Origin of the sequence: Vibrio splendidus (genome assembly GCF_001557875.1) — a bacterium.
In the GTDB taxonomy this organism is placed as follows: Bacteria; Pseudomonadota; Gammaproteobacteria; order Enterobacterales; family Vibrionaceae; genus Vibrio; species Vibrio splendidus_F.
Genome location: NZ_LNRF01000002.1, coordinates 194412 through 218256, shown reverse-complemented (window position 1 = coordinate 218256; position 23845 = coordinate 194412). Strand labels below are relative to the sequence as shown.

Genomic DNA, 23845 nt, shown 5'->3' with positions numbered 1-23845 from the left:
TTTACTTCACCAGTAGATGTTGACGGTCGAGAACGTTCGTAATATGGCGGAACCAGTGCTCAGAAATTCGAGCCTTTTCTTCATGCCAACCAATATAACCACGGCTTTCAAAGTAACGCAGAATCCCTGTTATCTCCGCCGTGCTCAGTTGTGTACATTCAGACAACACTTCTGGCGAAGCGATTTCTAGTTGTACGATAGAACGCAATACAGCCAGCATTGGTTTTGGCATATTCTCTAACTCCTGAGCTTCAGGAACATGGAAAAGACGCACCACCGCTTGATCTGTCTCTTTATTTCGGTTCAAAGAGAGTCGGAAGAACCGCAGCGCAACGGTAGGGTTGCCATCAGAGTAGTGCCACAAAATTCGATAGAAACCTTGGCGTGCGCGTTCTTCTTCGCTCATATCATCTTGGTCCCACTGTTTAGGCACCACTAAGCCATCAAAAGACAACGGCTTCTCAAGCTCCGTATTGATACGGCTATTTAGAAGTTCACCCACTTGTTTCTCTGTCCAACGCGGAAGGAAACACACCAAGTCAAACAGCAAACGTTCGCCACGCGCTCTATCCACAAATCGCCAGCTTGATTTGGCGATCGATATCACGACACGGTGGTTCTTTTTAGAGCGACGTAGAAGGTTGGTTAAACGAATCAAATCAGACAGGCCGCCCACCATTGGTTTCACCAGTCGTTGCGCGTTATCAATCGCAATCAGGTAAGTCGTATTGCTCTTACGTAAATGCGCCAAGATTTGAATCTCAGTGGCTTCTTCTTCCAAACCAATACTAACGGCCAGATGCGCTAAAAGCTCTTGGTAACCCGCGTAAGGACAACTCACATAGACAGGCTCTGCGTTAGAAACTTTGTGCAGTAAAGTATAAAGCAGGGTTGTCGCGCCTACACCACGTTCGCCTGACACAATACAAATAGCAGGGCTGTCCGACATCAAGTAGCGAGACAGTTGCTTAACTTCGTCACCTGCGTAATCGATTAGCGTGCTGTCGATATTACCTGGCAGAATGTATTCATAGGTTTGATCGCCTTTGATTCGAACCAAGTTTTGCTGATTTTTATCAAGATCAGACTGCTTAGCCACTTCGATTCTAAACAGATACGCCAAGGCTTGGCTAAACAGCGTGTAATTGGATAGCACTGCCATAATTCGATGTTGGAAGCTATACACGCTCAACCATACGATGCCAATTGCCGTCGCAAGTATATTGAGTAGGAAAGTTTCTTTGCGGTTCACTGCCCAATTAACCCATACCGGACGATCGGAGATGTGTTGCAGCGTATCAAAAACTTTCGCTCGCCATAATCTAAGTACCGAAATGGTCACCAGTACAAACCAAAAGAACAGAGCGCTGTAGATCCAACTATAGATAGTACCTTTTCCTAATGTAATACTCGAAATTTGCAGAGTCACACCCGCAACAATGAAGCTCCATACATAACGGCGAATAGTCGACAGGCGAAGCGCTATCACGTCTTTATTAGATGTACGACCCAAGCGGTAAGCAAGTTCAAGAATAAAGCTGATGGCAATCGAACCACCTAGGATCCACCACGTGAAGATCTCGAGGAAAATCAGATGCTGCAAGCTAGAGATGCTAGAAAGCACTCTCAAAGAAAGAGTGATGGCAATTAACCAAGCAATCGCGTGATCAGCGCGGCTGATATACCAAATCACACGAACCAGAAAAGGAGGATTCGTTTTTGCTTCAAGAAAGTTAATTCGAAACAACTCAATCAAGCGAGTGCTGTTGGCAAGCCACCACACTAAACCGAAGTAGATGAATAACACTTTTAATGAGGCACCAATCACAGGCACTGGAGAAATAAAGATGTCTTGAACAAGTGCTTTAAAGCTACGAATTTGGAAATAAACAAGATACTCAATATTGAGTTTGGTTAAGTCCCACTCTTGCTTAAACTGGGTGACACCGTAGGGTCCAAAACCGGTTAAGCGCTCTTTGTTCGCAGAGTTGGTCTGCTCTAAAAGGTGCTGTTTACTTACGTTCAAACTATTCAGCGTGACGTAACTGGTTTGAACGGAGAACCATTGGTCGGCGTCGTTGTTACCTCTGTAGGCTTTTAGCTGTTGCTCGAAGGTTTTGATTTCCTGTTTTTGAACTCGCAGAACTTCGGCAAGCAAAATGTTGACTTGCCGCCTGTCCGACTGTTCCATAAAGAGGGGGTCGGGTAGGGAATCAATACGCTTATCCAGATCAACAGCAGTGTTGGACACCTGCGGCTGAGACTGTAAGTCATATTCCAAGTTGGCATGACTAGGCCATGAGAGAATGGCCAAAGTGAAGATTAAGAAGCGCGATAGTGAACGCATAAAAGTCTCTTAGAATTATGAGGTTAGGATTACTATAGTTAGATAATCTTACTTTGTGAAATCCAACTCCGTATCGGGGGCAAGTACTTTATTCCTGTTTCGACCAATTTTGTCATGAAACTGTCAGGGATTAGGCTAGTCTTGCCTATGTATATTGTTGCTATGATTGGGTTGATTTTACTATGGCCAATAAGCATACGATATATTCAATGGTTGGCATGATTTGGGACGTTATATACCGCCCATTATAGGTCGCTGTTCGATATTTTGTTTCCCCTGAAAACCGACGGCTTTTCTTCGATAAATAGAAAATCAAAAATGTGAGTCAGCTCAAACTATGATTTGGCTAGGTTATCACTCACTTAATGGTCAGTAATTGCAATCAATACTTGCAGTTAAAGCCCTGAACAAGTAACGTTGCGGCGTTTTTCACATTAAAAAGGTAACGGCATTGATCTCCACAGCAAATATCACCCAACAATTCGGCGCTAAGCCACTTTTCGAAAATATTTCAGTTAAGTTCGGCGAAGGCAATCGCTACGGTTTAATCGGCGCGAATGGCTGTGGTAAATCGACGTTCATGAAGATCCTATCTGGTGAACTTGAGCCAAGTGCTGGTAACGTAAGCTACGATCCAAACGAGCGCGTTGCTAAGCTAAACCAAGACCAATTTGCTTACGAAGAATTCACGGTAATCGACACAGTTATCATGGGTCACAAAGAGCTTTGGGCTATTAAGCAAGAGCGTGACCGCATTTACTCTTTGCCAGAAATGAGCGAAGAAGACGGCATGAAGGTGGCTGACCTTGAAGTTCAGTTCGCTGAAATGGACGGCTACATGGCAGAAGCTAAAGCGGGTGAGCTTCTTCTTGCTGTAGGTATTGAAGAGTCAATGCACTTCGGTCTGATGAGCGAAGTAGCACCGGGTTGGAAACTTCGTGTTCTATTGTCTCAAGTACTGTTTGCAGACCCGCATATCATGCTTCTTGACGAACCAACGAACAACCTGGACATGGACACCATTAAGTGGTTGGAAGATACGCTAAACCAACGTAACTGCACAATGATCATCATTTCGCACGACCGTCACTTCCTAAACTCTGTTTGTACACACATGGCTGACCTTGATTACGGCGAACTTCGTCTATTCCCAGGTAACTACGATGAGTACATGACAGCTGCGACTCAAGCTCGTGAGCGCCTATTGTCTGATAACGCTAAGAAGAAAGCACAAATTGCTGAACTTCAAACGTTCGTATCTCGTTTCTCTGCTAACGCATCTAAAGCGAAGCAAGCAACGTCTCGTGCTAAGCAGATCGATAAGATCCAACTAGACGAAGTTAAAGCGTCTAGCCGTCAAAACCCGTTCATCCGTTTCGAACAGTCTAAAGAGCTATTCCGTAACGCACTTGTGGTTGAAAACCTATCTCAAGGTTTTGAAGAAGACCTATACAACAAGTTCGACGGTATTTTCGAAGTAGGTGAGCGTGTTGCTATCATCGGTGAGAACGGCGTGGGTAAAACTACACTGCTTAACACACTAGCTGGCGCTCTTGAGCCTCGCACTGGTGAGTACAAGTGGTCTGAAAACTCAAACATCGGTTACTATGCTCAAGATCACGCACACGATTTCGAGACAGACATGAACCTGTTTGATTGGATGAGCCAATGGCGCCAAGAAGGCGAAGACGAGCAAGTTGTACGTGGTTTCCTAGGTCGTATGTTGTTTGGTCAAGACGACATTAAGAAATCTGTAAAGGTTATCTCTGGTGGTGAACAAGGTCGTATGCTTCTTGGTAAGATCATGATGCATAAACCAAACATCCTTCTAATGGATGAGCCAACAAACCACATGGATATGGAATCTATCGAAGCGCTTAACTTAGCTCTTGAGAACTACAAAGGCACATTGTTCTTCGTATCTCACGACCGTGTATTCGTAGACTCGCTTGCAACTCGTATCCTTGAAATCAAAGATGGCAAGATCAACGATTTCCGCGGTACTTACGCTGAATTCTTAAAAGCACGCGGCTAATATCGTGTAGCGAGAGTTAATACGTAGCAACACGTTAGTACGTATTCAAAATTAGAAAGGCCTCTCTCTTAGCAATAAGAGAGAGGCCTTTTGTTTTTCCATACCGCATAAATCAGCTAGCTTATAGAGTTGTTAAAGCAAGGTCAGTTTATGGGGAAAGCTACTTAATCGATGATAGGCACCAACTTAACGTTCAACTTAGCCATTTGAGACGCCGATTTTCGAAAAAGGGCGAGGCTAAGTACGTGAAATTAGATGCGAAAAGAAAAAGTCCTCATTAACACTCATATCGGCAATATTTGAAATCGCAGGCATCGCATTAAGTGAGGACTTTCAGTTATTTTAAGTAGTTAGCTTGCGATCGAGTTAACAGTTGTTAGTAACTTTACCGATCAGCTTTATTCGTTTTGTTCATCGAGAACGTCGGTGTGCTCTAACCACAGCGCATTAATGATTCCAAACGCGCAGGCGAGCAAGACGCCCAATACCCAACATAAATACCACATAGGTTATCCTCCTATTCCATCTTTAATTAATACAGTGACGAGCTGTTATCGTGAATGTATTGACTGTCTAGTCGACCGAACATTTTGTAGTAACACCAGATTGTGTAACCCAAAATAATTGGCACCACGATAACTGCGACAACCGAGATAATGCTCAGTGTTAACTCACTCGATGTTCCGTCCCACAGCGTTAAACTATGCGATGGCATCAAGCTAGATGGCATGATCATTGGGAATAGGGCAACGCCCGCTGTCGTTATGATGCTTGCAATCGATAAGCTCGAACAAGCGAAGGCCAAACCAGCGCGGTTAAGTCGAGTCATCACTGCACAACTCAGCATTCCGATGATGCCTAGTGCAGGGATTCCCCAAAGTACCGGATAGTTTTCGTAGTTATGGAGCAGTAAGTCATCAAACTTCATGACATGTTTTAGCAATGGGTTTGAAACACCATCGGTCACAACTGGGCTAGTAATCAGATAACCCGGAAGTGTATACGCGTATATCCCACCAACAATAAACAGTCCGACAGTGATAAGCGCCATACATACGATCACTTTCTGCGCACGTTGTTTTAAATCACCCGTCGTTTTCATCTGTAGGAATGCCGCGCCTTGCGTGACAACCATCGCCAAGCTCACCAAGCCACATAGCAGTGGGAAGGGCGTGAGTAGATCCCAGAAACCACCTTGGTATGACATCATTAGCAATTCGTTAAATTCAAACGGAACACCAATCATCAAGTTACCGAAACCAACACCAAAGATAACCGGAGGAATGAAGCCACTGACGATAAGTGCAATATCACAAGCTTTCTTCCATTGTGGGTTGTCGATTTTAGCGCGGTAATCCATACCGAGCGGTCTTAACCACAAGGTCGCCAACACGATAATCATGGCTAAATAGAACCCGGAGAACGCAGCCGCGTAGATTGCAGGCCATATCGCAAAGATAGCGCCACCCGCCGTAACTAACCATACTTGGTTGCCATCCCAGTGAGGGGCAATCGAGTTAATCATGATTCGGCGATCAACTTCTGACTTCCCTAAAACAGGGAGCAACGCCGCAACGCCCATGTCGAAACCATCGGTAATGATAAAACCGATCAACAACACGCCAATAACTGCCCATGTAAACAGGCGAAGATTTTCGTAATCAAACATCTGAATTCCTTAATGAAGGTCGATAGTTTTATCTAGCTGACGCGGTGCGCTTTGCTCACCGGTAATGGCTAGATCTTGGTTTGATTGCTCATGATGATAGCGACCCGTTTTCAGTGCGCTCGGGCCCATTTTCGCAAACTTAACCATCAGGAACATTTCTACAATTAAGAACGCGGTGTAGAACAAGTAAACCAAGCCGATAGAGATCCATAGACTTGAAGCGGGTAGATTAGAAGCCGCCATGTTTACTGGCAGAATCTCACCAATAGCCCAAGGCTGACGACCATATTCCGCAACAAACCAACCGGCTTCACAAGCAATCCAAGGAAGTGGAATCGCGCATATTGTTGCTTTCAGTAACCAGCGATTGGTACCAATCTTACGGCGACAAATTTGTACGAATGAAAGACCAATGATGGCAAACATCAAAACGCCACATACCACCATGATGCGGAAGCTCCAGAACAGAGGGGCAACCGTTGGGATTGTGTCTTTGGCTGCTTGTTTGATCTGTTGTTCTGTTGCATCCACTACGTTATCGCTGTATTTCTTAACCAATAACCCATAACCTAAGTCATGTTTAACCGATTCAAAATCATCGATATTTTGTTGTGATTTATCACCAGAACGAAGTTTTTCTAATAGCCCATAAGCTAAGATGCCGCTGCGAACACGTTCTTCGTTCTTTGCTAATAGATCATGAATCCCGACAACTGGCGTATCCAAAGATCGCGTTGCGATAATACCCATCACGTAAGGAATCTTAATCGCGTAGTCCGTTTCCATGGTTTCTTGGTTCGGGAAGCCGAACAGTGTGAATGAGGCAGGGGCTTCTTCGGTGTGCCATTCAGCTTCAATAGCCGCCAGCTTCACCTGTTGAACATCACCTAATTCATAACCAGATTCATCACCTAGCATCACTGTCGAAACAATCGCAGCCATACCAAAAGCACTTGCGACGGCAAATGAACGACGAGCGAATGGTAAATCACGCCCTTTAAGCATGTAGTAAGCACTGATACCCATAATAAATAGCGCACCAGTTGTGTAACCTGCCGCAACGGTATGCACGAACTTCACTTGAGTCACTGGGTTGAAGATAACTTCGACGAAGTCAGTCATCTCCATGCGCATGGTTTCAAAGTTAAACTCAGCGCCCACTGGGTTTTGCATCCAGCCATTGGCCATCAGAATCCAAAGACCAGAGAAGTTCGAACCTAGAGCCGTCAACCAGGTTACCGATAAGTGCTGACGCTTAGAGAGCTTGTCCCAACCGAAGAAGAACATACCAACCAAGGTTGATTCCAAGAAAAACGCAATCAAGGCTTCAATGGCAAGCGGAGCGCCAAAGATATCGCCTACGTAATGTGAGTAATAAGCCCAGTTGGTACCGAATTGGAACTCCATGGTTAGACCGGTAGCAACACCAACGGCAAAGTTAATACCAAACAACTTACCCCAGAACTTGGTCATGTCCTTGTAGATGGTTTTGTTGGTCATCACATACAGCGATTCCATCACTGCGAGTAAGAAGGAGAGACCTATGGTTAAGGGAACGAATATAAAGTGATAAAGAGCGGTACTTGCGAATTGAAACCGCGACAGATCAACGACATCTGTAAGCATAAAAACTCCTTCCCGCCACGAGAGTGACGGGTAAGACAATGGAAAATAAGATGATAATTAGAGAGAACTAATTAAAGGTTTTACATGTAGCTGTGTGAAAAGAATCGATTACCAACGCAATGCTTTGGTTTGTTTTTTAGAGAACTGTTTACGTAGCCAGTAATCTGCACTCACGTAACGACCACCACCATAAACAAGCAGTATTAACAGCATCACGAAGTAGGTGCCTGCGAACTCCATACCGTTGTTCAGCATTACCGGGTCGCCAAGTTCAGTGATGTAGTTGTAACGCCCCGGGAAGTTACCCGCGAGCCACTCGATGAAACCGTTAAGTCGAACGGTTGCTTCCATACCGCCAGTCGCAATCGCGTCCCAACCGTGCTTCCAGTGAACCATTGCACTGGCCACGCTCATCATGAAAATCATTGGAATCGAGATAAAGCAAGTAAACAGACCTAACGCGATACAGATACAACCTAACACTTCGGTCGCTGCCGCTAGGAATGCCAGTAGCTCAGGGAAGGGAAGGTTAAGCCCCCCGTCGGCTGCTGAGGCACCAAACCATGCCACAGTTCCTGAGAAGCCCAACACTTTAGAGCGTGCACCTACATATATCACCGGAATTAGATAGAGACGTACTGCCAGCAGTACCAAGTAATCGTATTGTTTGCATTTTTCGACAATAGCGTCGTACCAGCTGAGGGCTGACTTAATCATAAGTTTTCTCCTAAAGAGTGAACGCCAATCAGTTCTGTTTCACTGAAGTGTTCAACCCAATTAATAAACTCGAATCTCGCCAATTGTTGAGCAATTATTTGTTTTATATCGGCTAAAGAACGATTTGGTTGTTGTTGGATTATTTGAATAATCGCAACATCAATTTCTCTTAGTTTTATCGTGTTGACGCGTTGGTCTGAGTCGCGATAAATCGCGTAATAAATGGGATATCGCCTTTGTGTTAGAAACGTCAGTGACTCACCATGTACAAGGAAAGGCACCTGTACGAGCTTCATCGTACTGTTGACTAACAACCTCAATTGAAGCTGTTGTTCATTGATGTGAAAGTCACCCGTCCATGACTTCGGCAATACTTGCTTTGAAGAGTCAATTTCAACGCAAAAGGCACACCATTCGTACTCCAACACAGCAAGTTGGTCGGCTGTGAGCTCATGACTCGCAACTACGCTAGATATGTACATAGGTTGAGTACGACGCTGAATAAAGCTGACAAACTCAGTCGCGATATGATGAAATTCAGGCTCAGATGCGTAATGCACGACAACAAACTCATCAACCAATATCAGCAATTGGTCTTGATCAACTTGCTGACAAAACAGCGGAAATGTGTTGTTTAATACACCAAATACGTTATCTCTAATGAATTCGCTGTATCGACACACCGCGTTGTCTTCAACTGGCGAACGTATCAATGCGGCCAAAGCTTGTGTTTGCCTTACCATTGAGTTTGGCGGGTTATGCATATAACAACTCCTGCTCAAGAGGGCGATGAGTTACACCAGCACCTAGAACCTGACTATGCACATCTCGCAACTCCTCTGTCAGTACTACCAAAGGCGGTACGTTGTTGTCTCTTTCTAGCAATAACGGTTTACTGCCATGAATAGAGAAGGTGTAACGTGCCAAGTCAATAACAGCTTGCTGTACTGACATACCGTGGGTATCAAGTAGCGACTTATTTCCTTTAATCGATTTATTACTTTCAACCGACCTATCGCTTTCAACTAAATGCCCAGCAATGTGGTAATAGCGAATAGCATCACTCGGCAAAGCTTTAAGCATTTGAGCTGCATCAAAGTGGTGGTTCTGACTGTTCACGTATAGATTGTTGATGTCGACCAACAACTCACAGCCACTGCGGTTTGCTATTTCAGCGATAAACTCACCCTCAGGCATCTCATCTCCGTAATTGTGGTAATAAGAGATGTTCTCCATTACCAAAGGACGTTGAATGATGTCTTGGACTTGCTTGATTCTGCCCGCTAAATAGCCGATGTTTTCTGCACGGCGTGGCACGGGTAACAGTTCATACAAGTACCCTTGATTGTCTCTAGAGAAGCTCAAATGTTCGCTATAAACTTGGATATTCAATTCATCGAGAAACTGACCAACCTGACGTACAAACTTTGTGTTAAGCGGCTGACAATCGCCAATAGACAAACTTAAACCGTGTGCAATCAAGGGGTAGATCTTAGATATATCTTGTAATTGCTCACGCTTAAGTCCACCCAAGCTCATCCAGTTCTCTGGTGCTAACTCGAGAAAATCAATATCAGGGTGTTTTGGGGAACGAGCAAGCAACTCAATATGCTCACTGCGTAGCCCAATGCCTTTGTCTGTATTCTGAATGGTTCGCACTTTATGGTTTAACTCTCTGCTTTTATGGGCTCGGCCATTTGAGGCTAGAGCTTTAGTTTTTAAAGCTTTAGTTTTATGCGTTTCTACTGGCCACATACTCCACCTGTCACCTTGCTATTCGCCATTAAGATGCGTTCTTTACTTGGCGAGATTCCTTCAGCCGTTAAGCCACATTTCCCATCACGAGCACGCACTAAACGGTCTTGAGGGTTAGTGGTCAGTTCCGCTTTTTCGAAACGTTTTTCTGTACCACATTTACCCGCGGCACATTTACCACCGTGTCCTGAAGATTGTTTAGCTTCAACAGGGGCTTCGGCAGGTGCATCAGCAAGCGCCATTGCAGAGTTAAGACTAATCACAGACGTGATCGCGATTGATAGGGCGATTTTGTTGTTCATGTTATTTCTCCTTTACAGCGGACATAGGGAAGCTGGCTAAATCACGACCAGACATGATTGGTCCGTCGTAGTATTCGCGTACAATCTTGATTGATTCAGATTTACGCTTAAGGCCTAAACCCATCCAGTGGTTAAGTACCAACATTTTTGGATTGATCTCTTTAGCGATCTCACCAATCACGGAAGGTTTAGCGTGCATGAATGTAGAGACACCATCGGCTTGTTCATGAATTGCCATTGGCATCATCATGATGTCGGCGCCACGAGCGAAGTCTAAGAACGCAGGGTTGCTACCGTTTTGGTCAGCTGAAATCACCATCACGCCTTCTTCACTTTCGATTCGGTAAGCGAGACAAGGCACATCACCATGAGGAATACCCAGAGCAGTGATCTTCAAACCATCTTTTTCGTAAACGACAGTTGGCACTGTGGATTGATAGTCAACATCGGTAAGATTGACGGGGAATAGGCCATCAGTTCCATCGTATAAGCCGGCAAGATAAGCGTACGCACCATGGTCTGGGTCAAAATTCGCTTCGAAGTAACCGTTGAGGCTTGGGAAAGCAGAACCTGCGCTTGGACCTGAAATCTCCAACGCCTTTTCGCGTTCAAAGAAATAGCCACCTTTAAGAAGAGCAGGCACATCATTCACATGGTCGGTATGGAAATGCGTGATACCCATAAAGTCTAAATCTTCAAGTTTTGCACCTGCTTGACCAAAACGTAGGTAAACACCACCACCGGCATCAATCATGATTCGTGATTTGCCTTTCCACCATACGATTTCACCTGATGACGCACGTAGGTCATCCGAGATAGGGCCACCTGAACCCAATATTTGTAATGTAAAGTCTGTGTCGACCGGCTTGAGTTCAATTGCGTGACAGTTGGCGCCCAAGGTTAATCCAAGAGCTATTGCTAAAGCTTTTAAAGGCTGTTTCATATTGTTATCCAATTCTTTGTTTCTTATATATTTTCTTCGAAGTGAGCATTCAAAGAAGTGATACATTCGCTAAGCAGCACAACAAGTGCGTGCTTCGTTCTGTTCACGGAGCACAAGATAAAGAATTGTTAATGTTTGGTATATCTAGTAATTTTGAAATTAACGTTAAATAAAACCAAACGAATCATTGAGCGTGTCTTGTCGCTGAGTTAAAGCGCAGAAAAAGTGGTAACAACGAACGGGATATTAAAATTGTGCGAATAGAACGATGGTTCAAGGAGAGGGAATACTAAGGAGAGAGTAAACGGAATAAAGGAAACAAAAGAAAAAGGTGCAAGCCTTCGCCTACACCTTTTGTGAGTTCATCTGAAAATTGGCTTTAGATAGCATTTGCCTTTAGAGAAGTTTGTCTTTAAAGAACTTACGCTGATTGTTCGCCTTTCACATCAAAGTCGATCTTGTCTGCGCCTGTGAACACTTGGAAGCGTAAGCCTTTTGCGCGTGCAATCGTGGTGATGCCGAACTTCTGAGCCAGGTCTAAGCCCATTTGCGTTACACCAGAACGTGATAGCAGAACAGGAATGCCCATCTGCGCAACTTTAATCACCATCTCAGACGTTAAACGTCCTGTGGTATAGAAGATCTTGTCTTCACCTGACTCTTTGTTAAGCCACATCTCACCAGCCAATGTATCAACGGCATTGTGTCGGCCAACATCTTCAACAAACGATAAAACCTTGTCGTCTTTACAAACCGCACAGCCGTGTACCGCGCCTGCTTTCTTGTAGGTATCGTTGTAATGAGTCAACGCTTCAAGCGCTGTGTAGATTTCAGATTGCTTAATCTTGTTTTGAGGCACTTGGTAATCTTCCAATTGCTTCATCACGTTGCCATACATGGTGCCTTGACCACAGCCAGAGGTTACTGTCTTCTTCTTAAGCGCTTGCTCAAGTTGGCTTGTATCTTCTTTGGTGATAACCGCTGCAGAACTGGTTTCCCAATCGATGATAATAGATTCAACTGCTTCGGGATCGGAAAGGAAGCTTTGGTTTTTCAAATAGCCCAATACTAATGACTCCGGACGAGAGCCCAATGTCATTAACGTTACGATCTCTTTCCAGTTCAACATCACGGTAAGAGGGCGCTCACACGCGATCTGTTTTGTTAGCTTTTCGCCATATTCATCAAACACTTCAACTTCGATTGTCTGAAGTGGGTTCTCACTGGTTTTTATTATGTTTGGTTTTACCACAGTCATTTCCTACTTAATGAGATAGCGATTTTATGAGATAAGAAGTCAACAAGAGCAATAAAGCTCTCATTCATCAATACGCTAGTTTGTTGGTTCGCTATAGCCTAGGTTCCGATTAACCTTATCGAACACGCCATAGCTCAGAGAATACATAGCTCTGTGAATAACATTAGCGAATTAGCTAAAGCAAATCTTATTCCAAAATAGCGGGGATTGATGGAAACATGAAGCATTAGATTAAAAGAGCGCTAAATATGAGAGTTCACTGGGTGGAGTTGTCTGAAATAAACAGTATCGACTAACGTTATAGTGACAACTTGATAACGAACGCTATAGATACGCTCTCTTGTTTAAACTGTATTGGCGTGTTTATTGCTTTATAGGGTGTATATGATTGCGCACAGTACAAAATGTCCTAAGTGCATTCAGACCAAAGAAAATCAATTGGGTGAAGTATGTCTGAGATAAAAGAATTCAAAGAACAATATGAAAAAACAGAAGCAGCTTGGCCAATCGGTGTCCAAAGAATAGAGAAAGAGATCAAAACAGGTATCTGGGTAACCACACAATGGGAATTGACGGGGTTTGAACTGTCGCCAGAAGACGATACCCAAGACGTTTGTTTACTTCAATTACATAAAGACGAGCGAACAGATTATCGTTTCAACCTTAGCTCTCAGCAACCTAAGCTTTTCTTAGTGATGGATAACGTCGATTCTGGTGTTAAGCCAGTCATTCAGTTACTTACGGCATCACAAACCGTTGCAGGGCAATACATGGACGGTGACAATCAAGTCCTTTCATACGACATTCCGTTACCAGTACAAGCTTGGATGGAAGCGTTCATCGGTCGTCATGGTGAATTACTAGAAGCAAGACGTAAAAAACGTAAAGGTGCGGGTCGATCTAATGGCAACTAACTTTTTCAGCCGTTGGTCTCAACGAAAGCTTGATGAATCGACCGACCAACCATTAGAAGCGCAACAAACGCTTGAGGATATCGAGCTTACTTCCTCAGAGACTTCTTCTGCTGCTTCATCTATAGACGCAGAAACATCGGAGTCACTAGAACGTGGGACTTTAGAACGTGAGTCTCCAGAACACGATGAAAACGCTCACGCTGTCGATTCTCAAGCTATTGACTCTCAGGAGATCGCATCTGAAACGACGGAAGACTTGTCTGTTGCTCAATTATTGGTGTCAGAAGCCTCAGAAAGCGTAAAAAAAGCGGCACTACGTAAATTATTTCTATCGGAAGAGTTTAACGTTCGTGATGGTTTAGATGATTACGACGACGATTACAGTAATTTGAAATCTCTTTCTGAAGGGGTTGCGGAAACCTTGCGTGATTGGGTTAAAGACAAAACGGAAGAAGAAACTGCACCAGAAGAAGAGCAAGTCATTGATAATAAAGATGAAGGTGAAATTTCAGGAAATTCTGAAAGCGATCTTGAGGTATCTGATAATGAACTTGAAACGTCAGAAAGTGCCGAAATAACCGAACAAGAAAAGAAACTGTATAAAAACACAGTGCCAGATGTTAACACTACAATGTCAGACGAATCTGACCTGAAAGAGATGGGACAAAATATACCACACAAAGAATAGGTACATTTTGACTAAACACTCAATGAACCGCTTGCGACAAAATGTCCCAAGCGGTTTTTTTATACGCTCAATAAACGCTATAAAGCATTAAATCACTGATATATAAGAGTTATTAAATTGGCATGGCATTTGCTAAATAACGTTCATTATCAACTTTTTTGTAGATAGACGAGTTCATGGTCTGACGAACGGCACACTAGCTAAAGGGCTAGTTGTTAACGGATTACTCAGCAAGTTCTCTATCGCTTACTACAATGAAGGTTGAACAGATTATCCATGTCCAAAGATGGAACTGAGCAATGCTTAAACAATTATTAGAACAAGCAACTTCAAATAACGCTAAAGCAAGACTGTATGCATTTGAAAATACAGTTGAGTTAACAAACCTGATTCCACCGACAGTCAGTTATGAAAGCGGTGGAAATACGCTGATTATTGGTCCAACTGCGATCATCGAAAGTGCTGCGGCGCAATTGCCTCAATTGACGAGCCTAACCTTATTGTCAACAGATGGCGAAAAAGGCACAAACCCAGAACTGTACTTTGCGAATTCGGTTCAAGTATCCGGTTTCCTTGGTACGTTTGAAGTTGTGATCGAAAGTAAAGGTACATCAAGCAACCTGGCAAAAGTCGCGATTAATCACGATTGTTTCGATGTTGTTCTAGACCTATGTCTTAATAGCTGCATGACAGAAGAAGTACCTGTACCGGGTTATTACCCAGTTGGCCGTGGCTATCCTAAACTGGCTGAAGCGTTAGAAGAAATTCCTACGTTAATGGGCACATTTGATAAACCTAAGTTCTTCCGTCTAGACACCGACCTTTGTGCGCACAGTTCTCGTGGCGTAAAAGGATGTGAGCGTTGTGTTGATGCTTGTCCTGCTGGTGCGCTTTCAAGTGAAGGCTCTGATAAGACGGGTCACAAGATTGAGATCAACCCTTACCTATGTCAAGGCGTGGGTACTTGTGCAACGAGCTGTCCTACAGAAGCTATCTCTTACGCATTGCCTAATCCTGATGATACTCAAAAATTCATTGAACGTACGCTAGCTAACTACGAGCAAGCGGGCGGTCTGGATCCTATCGTGCTTATCTGTAGCTCACGTCATGAAACTTACAACGTGATGGCTCTTAAAGCGCTACCAGATAACGTGATTCCAATTGTTGTTGAAGAACTGCCTTCTATTGGTATCGATACCTGGTTTGCAGCGCTAGTGAATGGCGCAACTCAAGTTCTGTTTGCTGCTTCTCGTTTTATGCCAGAAACGATCATTCGTGTTCTGAATAACGAAGTAGGGATCGCTCAAGAACTGCTAGACCAAATCGGTATTCCGAAAGAAACCATCGATATTCTGTACTTAGAATCTCTACGTGAAGGTCCTCCAACACTATGTGTGGATTCATTCGACCTTGCACTTGGCGATCTTCAAGGCAATAAACGTCAACGCCTGTTCACAGCACTTGATGCTATGTCTTCATCTCGCATTCCTGTTGAGAACATTGTTGAACTTCCTTCGAATGCGCCATATGGCACGGTTTCGTGTGAAAGCAAAGATTGTACTTTGTGTATGAGTTGTGTGGCGGTTTGTCCTACACGTGCTCTTCATACTGACGGCGCATCTCCATCACTTAAGTTTGTAGAACAAGACTGTATTCAATGTGGCCTGTGTGAAAAAGCGTGTCCTGAAAATGTTCTGACTCTAACACCTCGCATGAACTGGGTGAAAGAAGAACGTCAGAAGGCTGTTGTGATTCATGAAGAGAAAGCAGCGGAATGTATTCGTTGTCATAAGCCGTTCGCACCGCAGTCTATGATTGACATGTTACAAAGCAAGTTACGCGGTCACTCTCATTTTTCAGACGAATCTGCAATTAACCGTATTGCGATGTGTGAAGACTGCCGTGTGATAGATATGTTTGATTCGATGGCTCAAGACCCATTGAAGCAACTGAAATACTAGGAGTAGGCATTGGAAACTCATTTAGATCAAGCACAAAGCAAATTTGAACAAGACCAGACACTAAGAACTGAAATCTATTTGGTTCTTTCTGCATTGTTTCGTAGCGCACCTTCTGAAGAAGTCATTGATTTCCTAAAGACGCTAGACATTGAAGCGTCTGAGAGCGCGATGCAAAAAGCTTGGATTGCTATTCAACAAGCGGCAACGGAATCAAATCGCGAAGCATTAGAAGATGAATATCAAGATCTGTTCATTGGCATTGGCCGTGGAGAGGTTGTTCCATTTGGTTCATGGCATAGAACTGGCGCCATGATGGAAAAACCATTGGCAGAGATTCGCCATGACTTAGAGCTTTTAGGCATTGAGCGTGATGATCAAGTGAAAGAGCCAGAAGATCATATTGCTGCATTGTGTGAAGTAATGGCAATGCTAACTGGTGAAGAAGAAGCGCTTCAACAAGCCGTTTTCAATAAGCATCTTGGCCCTTGGTTTAACTCTTTTACGCGTCAGCTTGAAAGCGCAGAAAGTGCGAACTTCTACAAATCAGCAGCTCAGCTGTGTGAAGCATTCTTAACGTTAGAACAAGTGCGCTTTAGCGTTAATACAAAAAGCAGTAAGCATAAATTAAAGATTGATGTGAAAAACGTCACTGATTACGAGTAATCGAGCAGTACGCGATTATATCGATAGAGGGGCATTAAGCCTCCAAAAAGATCTACCGTAAGGTAAGGAAGCAATGATGAAAGATAATAAAGAAATAAACACAAGCCGTAGGGACTTACTCAAAGGCTTAACGACTGCAGCCGTAGCTGGTGCCGTTGTCGCTGGTACAACAAAAGTGGCAACTGCTTCAGAAACGGTTGAAATGCCGAAAGAAGACATGAAGAAGACGGGCTATCGTGAAACGCAACATATTCGCGATTACTACGACACGCTTTAGGAGATAACGGATGAAACTTGTCAAACGCTCCGATAGTGTGAGCAAAGAAACCAATCAACTGGGTGTGTCTCGACGTGCCTTCATGAAAAACACCTCATTAGCCGCTGGTGGCGCGGTAGTAGGCGCAAGTCTATTTGCACCTGGCATGATGAAGAAAGCACAGGCTAAATCAGTCGATTCAGAAGCGAAAACAGAAGTGAAACGTACTATCTGTTCTCACTGTTCTGTGGGTTGTGGTATTTACGCTGAAGTGCAAAACGGTGTTTGGACGGGTCAAGAGCCTGCATTCGATCACCCATTCAACGCTGGTGGACACTGTGCGAAAGGTGCAGCACTTCGTGAGCACGGCCACGGTGAACGTCGTCTTAAGTACCCAATGAAATTGGAAGGCGGTAAGTGGAAAAAGCTTTCTTGGGAACAAGCGATTGAAGAGATTGGTAACAAAGCGCTAGAACTTCGTAAAGAGTCTGGCCCTGATTCGGTTTACTTCCTAGGTAGTGCAAAACACAGTAACGAACAAGCTTACGCATTTCGTAAGATGGCGTCGCTTTGGGGCACCAACAACGTTGACCACCAAGCGCGTATTTGTCACTCAACCACAGTAGCCGGTGTTGCAAACACTTGGGGTTACGGTGCGATGACAAACTCGTTCAATGACATGCACAACTGTAAATCGATGCTGTTCATTGGTTCAAACCCTGCAGAAGCTCACCCAGTAGCGATGCAGCACATCCTTATCGCTAAAGAGAAGAACAACTGTAAGATCGTTGTTGCGGATCCTCGTCGTACACGTACTGCTGCGAAATCTGATCACTATGTTTCTCTTCGCCCAGGTTCAGATGTTGCATTTATCTGGGGTGTATTATGGCATGTCTTTGCTAACCAATGGGAAGACAAAGAGTTTATCCGCCAACGTGTATTCGGCATGGACGAGATCCGTGAAGAAGTCGCAAAGTGGAACCCAGCAGAAGTTGAGCGTGTAACTGGTGTAAGCGAAGAAGACGTTTACCACACAGCGAAACTACTTTCTGAAAACCGTCCAGGTTGTATCGTTTGGTGTATGGGTGGTACTCAACACACGACGGGTAACAACAACACACGTGCTTACTGTGTACTTGAGCTTGCGCTAGGTAACATCGGTAAATCAGGTGGCGGTGCAAACATTTTCCGTGGTCACGATAACGTACAAGGCGCAACAGACCTTGGCGTACTATCAGACACTCTTCCTGGATACTACGGTCTGTCTGAAGGTTCTTGGCGCCACTGGTCTAAAGTTTGGGACATCGACTTTGACTGGGTGAAAGGACGTTTCGACGACAACGCATACGGCGGCCAAAAACCAATGAACAGTGCAGGTATTCCTGTTTCTCGTTGGGTTGATGGCGTGCTTGAAGACAAAGACAAGATTCGTCAGCGCGAAAACATCCGTGCCATGTTCTACTGGGGTCACGCAGTAAACTCTCAGACTCGTGGTCCAGAGATGAAGAAGGCGATGCAGAAGCTGGATATGATGGTTATCGTTGACCCATATCCAACCGTTGCAGCAGTAATGAACGATCGCACCGACGGCGTTTACTTGCTTCCAGCAACCACTCAATTTGAAACCTACGGCAGTGTAACGGCATCAAACCGTTCGCTACAGTGGCGTGACAAGGTTGTAGATCCTCTGTTCGAATCTAAGCCTGACCACGAAATCATGTACCTGCTTTCTAAGAAGCTTGGTTTCTCTGATCAGCTGTTCAAAAACATTCGTGTTGAGAACAACCAGCCTCTTATTGAAGACATTACACGTGAATTCAACAAAGGTATGTGGACGATTGGTTACACAGGCCAAAGCCCTGAGCGCTTGAAAGAGCACCAACAGAACTGGCATACGTTCCACAAAACGTCTCTAGAAGCAGAAGGCGGTCCAGCAAATGGCGAGACTTACGGTCTCCCTTGGCCATGTTGGGGCACGCCAGAAATGAAACACCCAGGCACACATATCCTTTACGATACGTCTAAGACTGTCGCTGAAGGTGGTGGTAACTTCCGTACTCGTTTCGGTGTCGAATTTGAAGGTCAAAGCCTATTGGCTGAAGACAGCTACTCAAAAGGCAGCGAAATCAAAGATGGCTACCCAGAGTTCAGTGACAAATTACTGAAACAACTTGGTTGGTGGGATGACCTAACAGCAGAAGAGAAAGCCTCTGCTGAAGGGAAAAACTGGAAGACCGACGTTTCTGGCGGTATTCAACGCGTAGCTATCAAGCACGGTTGTATTCCTTTTGGTAACGCGAAAGCGCGTGCGATTGTTTGGACATTCCCAGACCGTGTACCACTTCACCGTGAGCCACTTTACACACCACGTCGCGACTTGGTTGCTGACTACCCAACATGGGATGATAAAGAAGCAATCTTCCGTGTTCCTACGTTGTATAAGTCGATTCAAGAGCAAGACAAATCTGGTGAATACCCGATTATTCTCACTTCTGGTCGTCTGGTTGAGTACGAAGGTGGTGGTGAAGAGACCCGTTCTAACCCTTGGTTAGCAGAGCTACAACAAGAGATGTTTGTTGAAGTGAACCCTAAAGATGCAAACGATATTGGCTTTAAAGATGGTGATGACGTTTGGGTTGAAGGTGCTGAGAAGGGCCGAATTAAGGTGAAAGCGATGGTAACACGCCGTGTGAAACCAGGTCTGGCGTTCATCCCATTCCACTTCGGTGGTAAGTTCCAAGGTGAAGATTTGCGTTCTAAATACCCAGAAGGCTCTGATCCTTACGTTATTGGTGAAGCTGCTAACACAGCAACCACTTATGGTTACGACCCTGTCACGTTGATGCAGGAAACGAAAGTAACCCTTTGTAATATTCGTAAAGCGTAAGGAGTCTTAAAATGGCTAGAATGAAATTTCTTTGTGACACCAAGCGTTGTATCGAATGTAACGGTTGTGTCACTGCATGTAAGAATGAAAATGATGATGCTCTGGAATGGGGTATTCAACGTCGTCGCGTTGTGACATTGAACGATGGCGAACCGGGTGAAAACTCTATCTCAGTAGCGTGTATGCACTGTACTGATGCGCCATGTATGGCAGTTTGTCCTGCAGACTGTTTTGAACATACCGAAGACGGCATCGTACTTCACAACAAAGATCTGTGTATCGGTTGTGGTTACTGTTTGTTTGCTTGTCCGTTTGGCGCACCTCAATTCCCTAAACAGGAAGCGTTTGGTGAACGCGGTAAGATGGACAAATGTACCTTCTGTGCTGGCGGTCCTGAAACAGAACCAGGTTCTGTTGAAGAGCGTCAAAAGTACGGTGCAAACCGTATTGCCGAAGGCAAACTGCCAATGTGTGCTTCGCTTTGTTCAACCAAAGCACTGCTAGCGGGTGACGCAGAGAAAGTTTCTGATGTTTTCCGTCAGCGTGTTGTTGAGCGTGGGGCGAAAGGTGCGGGTTGGACAAACGGCAATGACCTGTCTTACGACGCAACTAAGAGCTAAGTAGGAGAGACATATGCTTACAATGTTTAAGCGTCTCTTCCTTGTTGTGCTGCCAATGTTGGCAGCACTAACAATGCTTTCTCCTATGAGTCATGCATCTGAGACGAACTCATCACAAACTCAAGCAAGCTCAGCTGAAAGAGAAGTGGTTCAACTTGCTGGTGCGGATTACTGGCGACAAGTTAGAGATGGACAATCAGGTTACACCACATCTCAGTCTCCTGAGCATGGCGTACTCATCAGTACTCCGGGTCAGACTTGGTACATACTAAAAGAGAAGTGGATGTCACCAGCCGGTGCCGTTGCTATCTTTGGCAGTATTGCTTTTGTCACCCTAATGTACGTAGTAATTGGTCCATTGATGCTCAGTGCGCCAAGAACAGGTCGTAAGATCAAACGTTGGTCTCGACTGGATCGTGCATTGCACTGGAGCATGGCGTTTACCTTCCTGACATTGGCGTTCAGTGGTTTGATGCTGGTTTATGGTAAACACTTCTTGAAGCCATACATCCCAACGGATCTATGGGGCTTCATCGTTCTACTGGCTAAGCAATATCACAACTACATCGGCCCGATTTTCTACGTGCTGTTGATGGCTGTTCTTATCAAGTGGTGGCGCAAGTCTATCTTCAAGAAAGTGGATATTCAGTGGTTCATGAAACTTGGTGGCATGGTAGGGAAGCATAAAGGTTCTCATCCATCTGCAGAGTTCTCGAATGCCGGTGAAAAAGCGCTGTTCTGGCTATTGATTGTAATGGGTAGTGTCGCAGCGATCAGTGGTTTGGTTTTAGACTTCCCAATCTTCGGTCAAACGCGTCGTGATATGGAGCTTTCAAACTTAGTTCATATGCTGGCAGCTTTGATCCTTATCTGTGGCTTTGTGTTCCACATCTACATCGGCTTGTTCGGTATGGAAGGGGCACTAGAAGGCATGGTAACAGGCGAAGTTGATGAGACTTGGGCTAAAGAGCACCATGACCTTTGGTACAAAGAAGTGATGGAACAAGAGAAAAACGGCGTTGAACAAAGCGCTAACGCAGCAACAGAGAAAACGGAAGGGGTGAATAAGAATGAACAAACCTCATAAAGGTATTTGGGTTGCTTACATCCTAAGCTGCTTTACACCATTTACTTGCCTTCTCTCTGGTGTGGTTGCCATCATCTACGCGGGCTATCGTTTAGATAAAGGCGAAGACGGCGAAGTAGTGGATACCCATTACTACGGTCTTATTCGCTCGTTCTTCTTGAACCTGACGTTCTTTGTGGTGCTTATCGTAACGGTAGCTACATCTAACGGTATTTTGATTGGTGTTAACGATTATTGGTATCAGAACCACTTTATTGATGACATCGCTTACTACATTCCTTACGTGGGTATGTTGTTTGGTGGTGTCGCGATTGTGGTTTGGTTTATCCGCATGTATCAAGGTATGCAGCGTTTGAGTCAAAACTTACCGCAAAACCCGTCGACAGGACCAAACCTGTAACGCTAACACGTTAACGACATATCTAAAAAAAGCCCAGTGATTCATTTCACTGGGCTTTTTGTTTTTTAGGCTCTGGAACTGTAAATAGTTTGCCAGCAGATCTCTGGATCAGAACCTATTTATTGACCGCTTCAATATGGTGCAACTCCCTTATTTGGTGCAATTGTCGTTGTTGTTTTTTCAATTTTCAAGAACCATAAAAGTGCGCATAAATATTTAGATTATAATAATCAATAAGTTAAAATTTAAAACTGTTGCACGAAAATTACCCCTCACACTTGGAACACATCTTGCGCTCATTGTTGAGTCTTTAATTAATTACAACATTGAATCGCACGATATCAGTGCAAATCAGATAAAGCGAAGGAGAATGCTTTAATGAGTGAAACGGTGACTCAAGTTCATAGTGCAGTACAAACCCTTACCCAAAGTTCAGACACTTTATTCCTATTACTCGGCGCAATCATGGTCTTCTTGATGCATGCAGGCTTTGCGTTTCTCGAAGTCGGTACCGTCCGGAAGAAGAACCAAGTAAACGCGCTGGTTAAAATCCTTTCCGACTTTGGTGTCTCCGCTATCGCTTACTTCTTTATCGGTTACTGGGTTGCTTACGGCGCTCACTTTTTTGCCGACGCTGAAACCCTATCGCAAGGTAATGGATACGAACTGGTTAAGTTCTTCTTCCTAATGACCTTCGCTGCAGCAATTCCTGCGATTGTGTCCGGTGGTATCGCAGAGCGTGCACGCTTCTATCCAATTTTGATCGCAACGTTATTTACCGTTGGTTTCGTATATCCATTTTTCGAAGGTATTATTTGGAACGGTAACTTTGGCTTCCAGGATTTGCTCGAGGCGCAATTCGGTTATGGATTCCATGACTTCGCAGGCTCGGTAGTCGTTCACGGCGTTGGTGGTTGGATTGCTTTGGTTGCGGTTTACTTCTTAGGGATGCGTAAAGGTCGAATCCGTGCAGGTAAACACACTAACTTCGCACCATCGAACATCCCATTCTTAGCACTAGGTTCCTGGATCTTATGTGTGGGTTGGTTTGGCTTTAACGTGATGTCAGCTCAAGCGATCAATGGCATCAGCGGTCTAGTGGCGATGAACTCTCTTATGGCAATGGTTGGCGGTATTCTTGCGGCTCTAATTGCAGGTAAAAATGACCCGGGCTTCATCCACAATGGTCCTTTGGCTGGTCTAGTAGCGATTTGTGCGGGTTCAGACTTAATGCACCCATTAGGCGCATTAGTGACTGGCTCTGTGGCAGGCGCGCTGTTTGTTTACCTATTTACTTACATGCAAAACAAAACACAGATCGATGATGTACTCGGTGTGTGGCCTCTGCATGGCGTATGTGGCGCTTGGGGTGGTATTGCTGCGGGTATCTTCGGATCGCAAACATTCTGGGGGCTAGGGGGCATAAGCTTTGCTTCTCAAGTTGTCGGTACACTCGCTGGTATTGCTGTGGCTTTAATTGGCGCATTGATTGTTTATGGCGTGCTAAGCAAACTAACAGGCCTACGATTAAGTGAAGAAGACGAATTCAACGGTGCGGATCTTTCAATCCATAAGATCTCGTCTATTAACGAAGACTAACGTCGTTCACGGTGTGAGTTTAAGCTCATCAAGTAGACATCAGTTAAACAGAACTAAGGCGGCTTCGGTCGCTTTTTTGTTTCTGTGAGAAGCAAATAGAAAGTTTGAGTATGAACGG

21 protein-coding genes are annotated in these 23845 nt (G+C 44.5%); 11 read left to right on the top strand and 10 right to left on the bottom strand.

All coding sequences use genetic code 11. The annotated features are described in order from the left end of the window. Position 1 precedes the first annotated feature (1 nt). Positions 2 to 2347 (bottom strand): ATP-binding protein, encoded by a 2346-nt coding sequence (locus ATB74_RS08575; protein ID WP_061017937.1) that lies wholly within the window; start codon positions 2345 to 2347, stop codon positions 2 to 4. Positions 2348 to 2798: 451 nt separating this feature from the next. Between ATB74_RS08575 and ATB74_RS08570 the strand changes: the two genes are divergently transcribed. Further along, positions 2799 to 4382 (top strand): ABC-F family ATPase, encoded by a 1584-nt coding sequence (locus ATB74_RS08570; protein ID WP_009846736.1) that lies wholly within the window; start codon positions 2799 to 2801, stop codon positions 4380 to 4382. A gap of 398 nt (positions 4383 to 4780) precedes the next feature. Here the strand turns inward: ATB74_RS08570 and cydX are convergent, their stop codons facing one another. The 9 genes from cydX to fdhD form a co-directional block, all read right to left on the bottom strand. After that, positions 4781 to 4888 (bottom strand): cytochrome bd-I oxidase subunit CydX, encoded by a 108-nt coding sequence (cydX, locus tag ATB74_RS23745; RefSeq protein ID WP_081090089.1) that lies wholly within the window; start codon positions 4886 to 4888, stop codon positions 4781 to 4783. A gap of 26 nt (positions 4889 to 4914) precedes the next feature. Beyond that, on the bottom strand, positions 4915 to 6051 hold the full coding sequence (cydB, locus tag ATB74_RS08565) for a cytochrome d ubiquinol oxidase subunit II (RefSeq protein ID WP_061017935.1): 1137 nt from the start codon (positions 6049 to 6051) through the stop codon (positions 4915 to 4917). Positions 6052 to 6060: 9 nt separating this feature from the next. Further along, positions 6061 to 7677, bottom strand: coding sequence for a cytochrome ubiquinol oxidase subunit I (locus ATB74_RS08560; protein ID WP_050649089.1), 1617 nt, complete (start codon positions 7675 to 7677; stop codon positions 6061 to 6063). Positions 7678 to 7785: 108 nt separating this feature from the next. After that, entirely contained in the window at positions 7786 to 8394 is a 609-nt protein-coding gene (locus tag ATB74_RS08555; RefSeq protein WP_061017933.1) for an HvfX family Cu-binding RiPP maturation protein, read from the bottom strand. Continuing rightward, a complete protein-coding gene (locus ATB74_RS08550; protein WP_061017932.1) occupies positions 8391 to 9158 on the bottom strand; it encodes an HvfC family peptide modification chaperone in 768 nt (255 codons plus the stop codon). The genes ATB74_RS08555 and ATB74_RS08550 overlap by 4 nt, the downstream gene beginning before the upstream one ends. Then, a complete protein-coding gene (locus tag ATB74_RS08545; RefSeq protein ID WP_060982177.1) occupies positions 9151 to 10053 on the bottom strand; it encodes a DUF692 domain-containing protein in 903 nt (300 codons plus the stop codon). The genes ATB74_RS08550 and ATB74_RS08545 overlap by 8 nt, the downstream gene beginning before the upstream one ends. 83 nt (positions 10054 to 10136) lie before the next feature. Beyond that, a complete protein-coding gene (locus tag ATB74_RS08540) occupies positions 10137 to 10451 on the bottom strand; it encodes a hypothetical protein (RefSeq protein WP_060982048.1) in 315 nt (104 codons plus the stop codon). Position 10452: 1 nt separating this feature from the next. Next, a complete protein-coding gene (locus ATB74_RS08535) occupies positions 10453 to 11394 on the bottom strand; it encodes an MBL fold metallo-hydrolase (RefSeq protein WP_060982049.1) in 942 nt (313 codons plus the stop codon). Positions 11395 to 11815: 421 nt separating this feature from the next. Next, a complete protein-coding gene (gene fdhD, locus ATB74_RS08530) occupies positions 11816 to 12646 on the bottom strand; it encodes a formate dehydrogenase accessory sulfurtransferase FdhD (RefSeq protein ID WP_050052541.1) in 831 nt (276 codons plus the stop codon). A gap of 455 nt (positions 12647 to 13101) precedes the next feature. Here fdhD and ATB74_RS08525 point away from each other — a divergent pair, with 455 nt between their 5' ends. From ATB74_RS08525 to ATB74_RS08480, 10 genes are all read left to right on the top strand, one after another. After that, entirely contained in the window at positions 13102 to 13566 is a 465-nt protein-coding gene (locus ATB74_RS08525; RefSeq protein ID WP_061017930.1) for a DUF3305 domain-containing protein, read from the top strand. Further along, entirely contained in the window at positions 13556 to 14254 is a 699-nt protein-coding gene (locus ATB74_RS08520) for a DUF3306 domain-containing protein (RefSeq protein ID WP_061017929.1), read from the top strand. The genes ATB74_RS08525 and ATB74_RS08520 overlap by 11 nt, the downstream gene beginning before the upstream one ends. 299 nt (positions 14255 to 14553) lie before the next feature. Then, a complete protein-coding gene (locus ATB74_RS08515) occupies positions 14554 to 16215 on the top strand; it encodes a 4Fe-4S dicluster domain-containing protein (protein WP_061017928.1) in 1662 nt (553 codons plus the stop codon). 9 nt (positions 16216 to 16224) lie between these two features. Further along, the gene (locus ATB74_RS08510) at positions 16225 to 16878 is read left to right on the top strand and encodes a TorD/DmsD family molecular chaperone (protein ID WP_061017926.1); all 654 of its coding nucleotides are present in this window, start codon (positions 16225 to 16227) and stop codon (positions 16876 to 16878) included. Between the two features lie 76 nt (positions 16879 to 16954). Continuing rightward, positions 16955 to 17155: a twin-arginine translocation signal domain-containing protein gene (locus ATB74_RS08505; protein ID WP_004733728.1), complete on the top strand. Its 201-nt coding sequence runs from the start codon at positions 16955 to 16957 to the stop codon at positions 17153 to 17155. Positions 17156 to 17165: 10 nt separating this feature from the next. Further along, the gene (locus ATB74_RS08500; protein WP_061017925.1) at positions 17166 to 20021 is read left to right on the top strand and encodes a formate dehydrogenase subunit alpha; all 2856 of its coding nucleotides are present in this window, start codon (positions 17166 to 17168) and stop codon (positions 20019 to 20021) included. 11 nt (positions 20022 to 20032) lie between these two features. After that, on the top strand, positions 20033 to 20641 hold the full coding sequence (gene fdh3B, locus ATB74_RS08495) for a formate dehydrogenase FDH3 subunit beta (protein ID WP_061017924.1): 609 nt from the start codon (positions 20033 to 20035) through the stop codon (positions 20639 to 20641). 13 nt (positions 20642 to 20654) lie between these two features. Then, on the top strand, positions 20655 to 21728 hold the full coding sequence (locus ATB74_RS08490) for a formate dehydrogenase subunit gamma (protein ID WP_061017923.1): 1074 nt from the start codon (positions 20655 to 20657) through the stop codon (positions 21726 to 21728). Then, on the top strand, positions 21712 to 22128 hold the full coding sequence (locus ATB74_RS08485; protein WP_061017922.1) for a hypothetical protein: 417 nt from the start codon (positions 21712 to 21714) through the stop codon (positions 22126 to 22128). Before ATB74_RS08490 ends, ATB74_RS08485 begins: the two co-directional genes overlap by 17 nt. Before the next feature lie 378 nt (positions 22129 to 22506). Then, complete coding sequence (locus ATB74_RS08480; RefSeq protein ID WP_061017919.1) at positions 22507 to 23727, top strand: ammonium transporter; 1221 nt, start codon at positions 22507 to 22509, stop codon at positions 23725 to 23727. Positions 23728 to 23845: the final 118 nt, after the last annotated feature.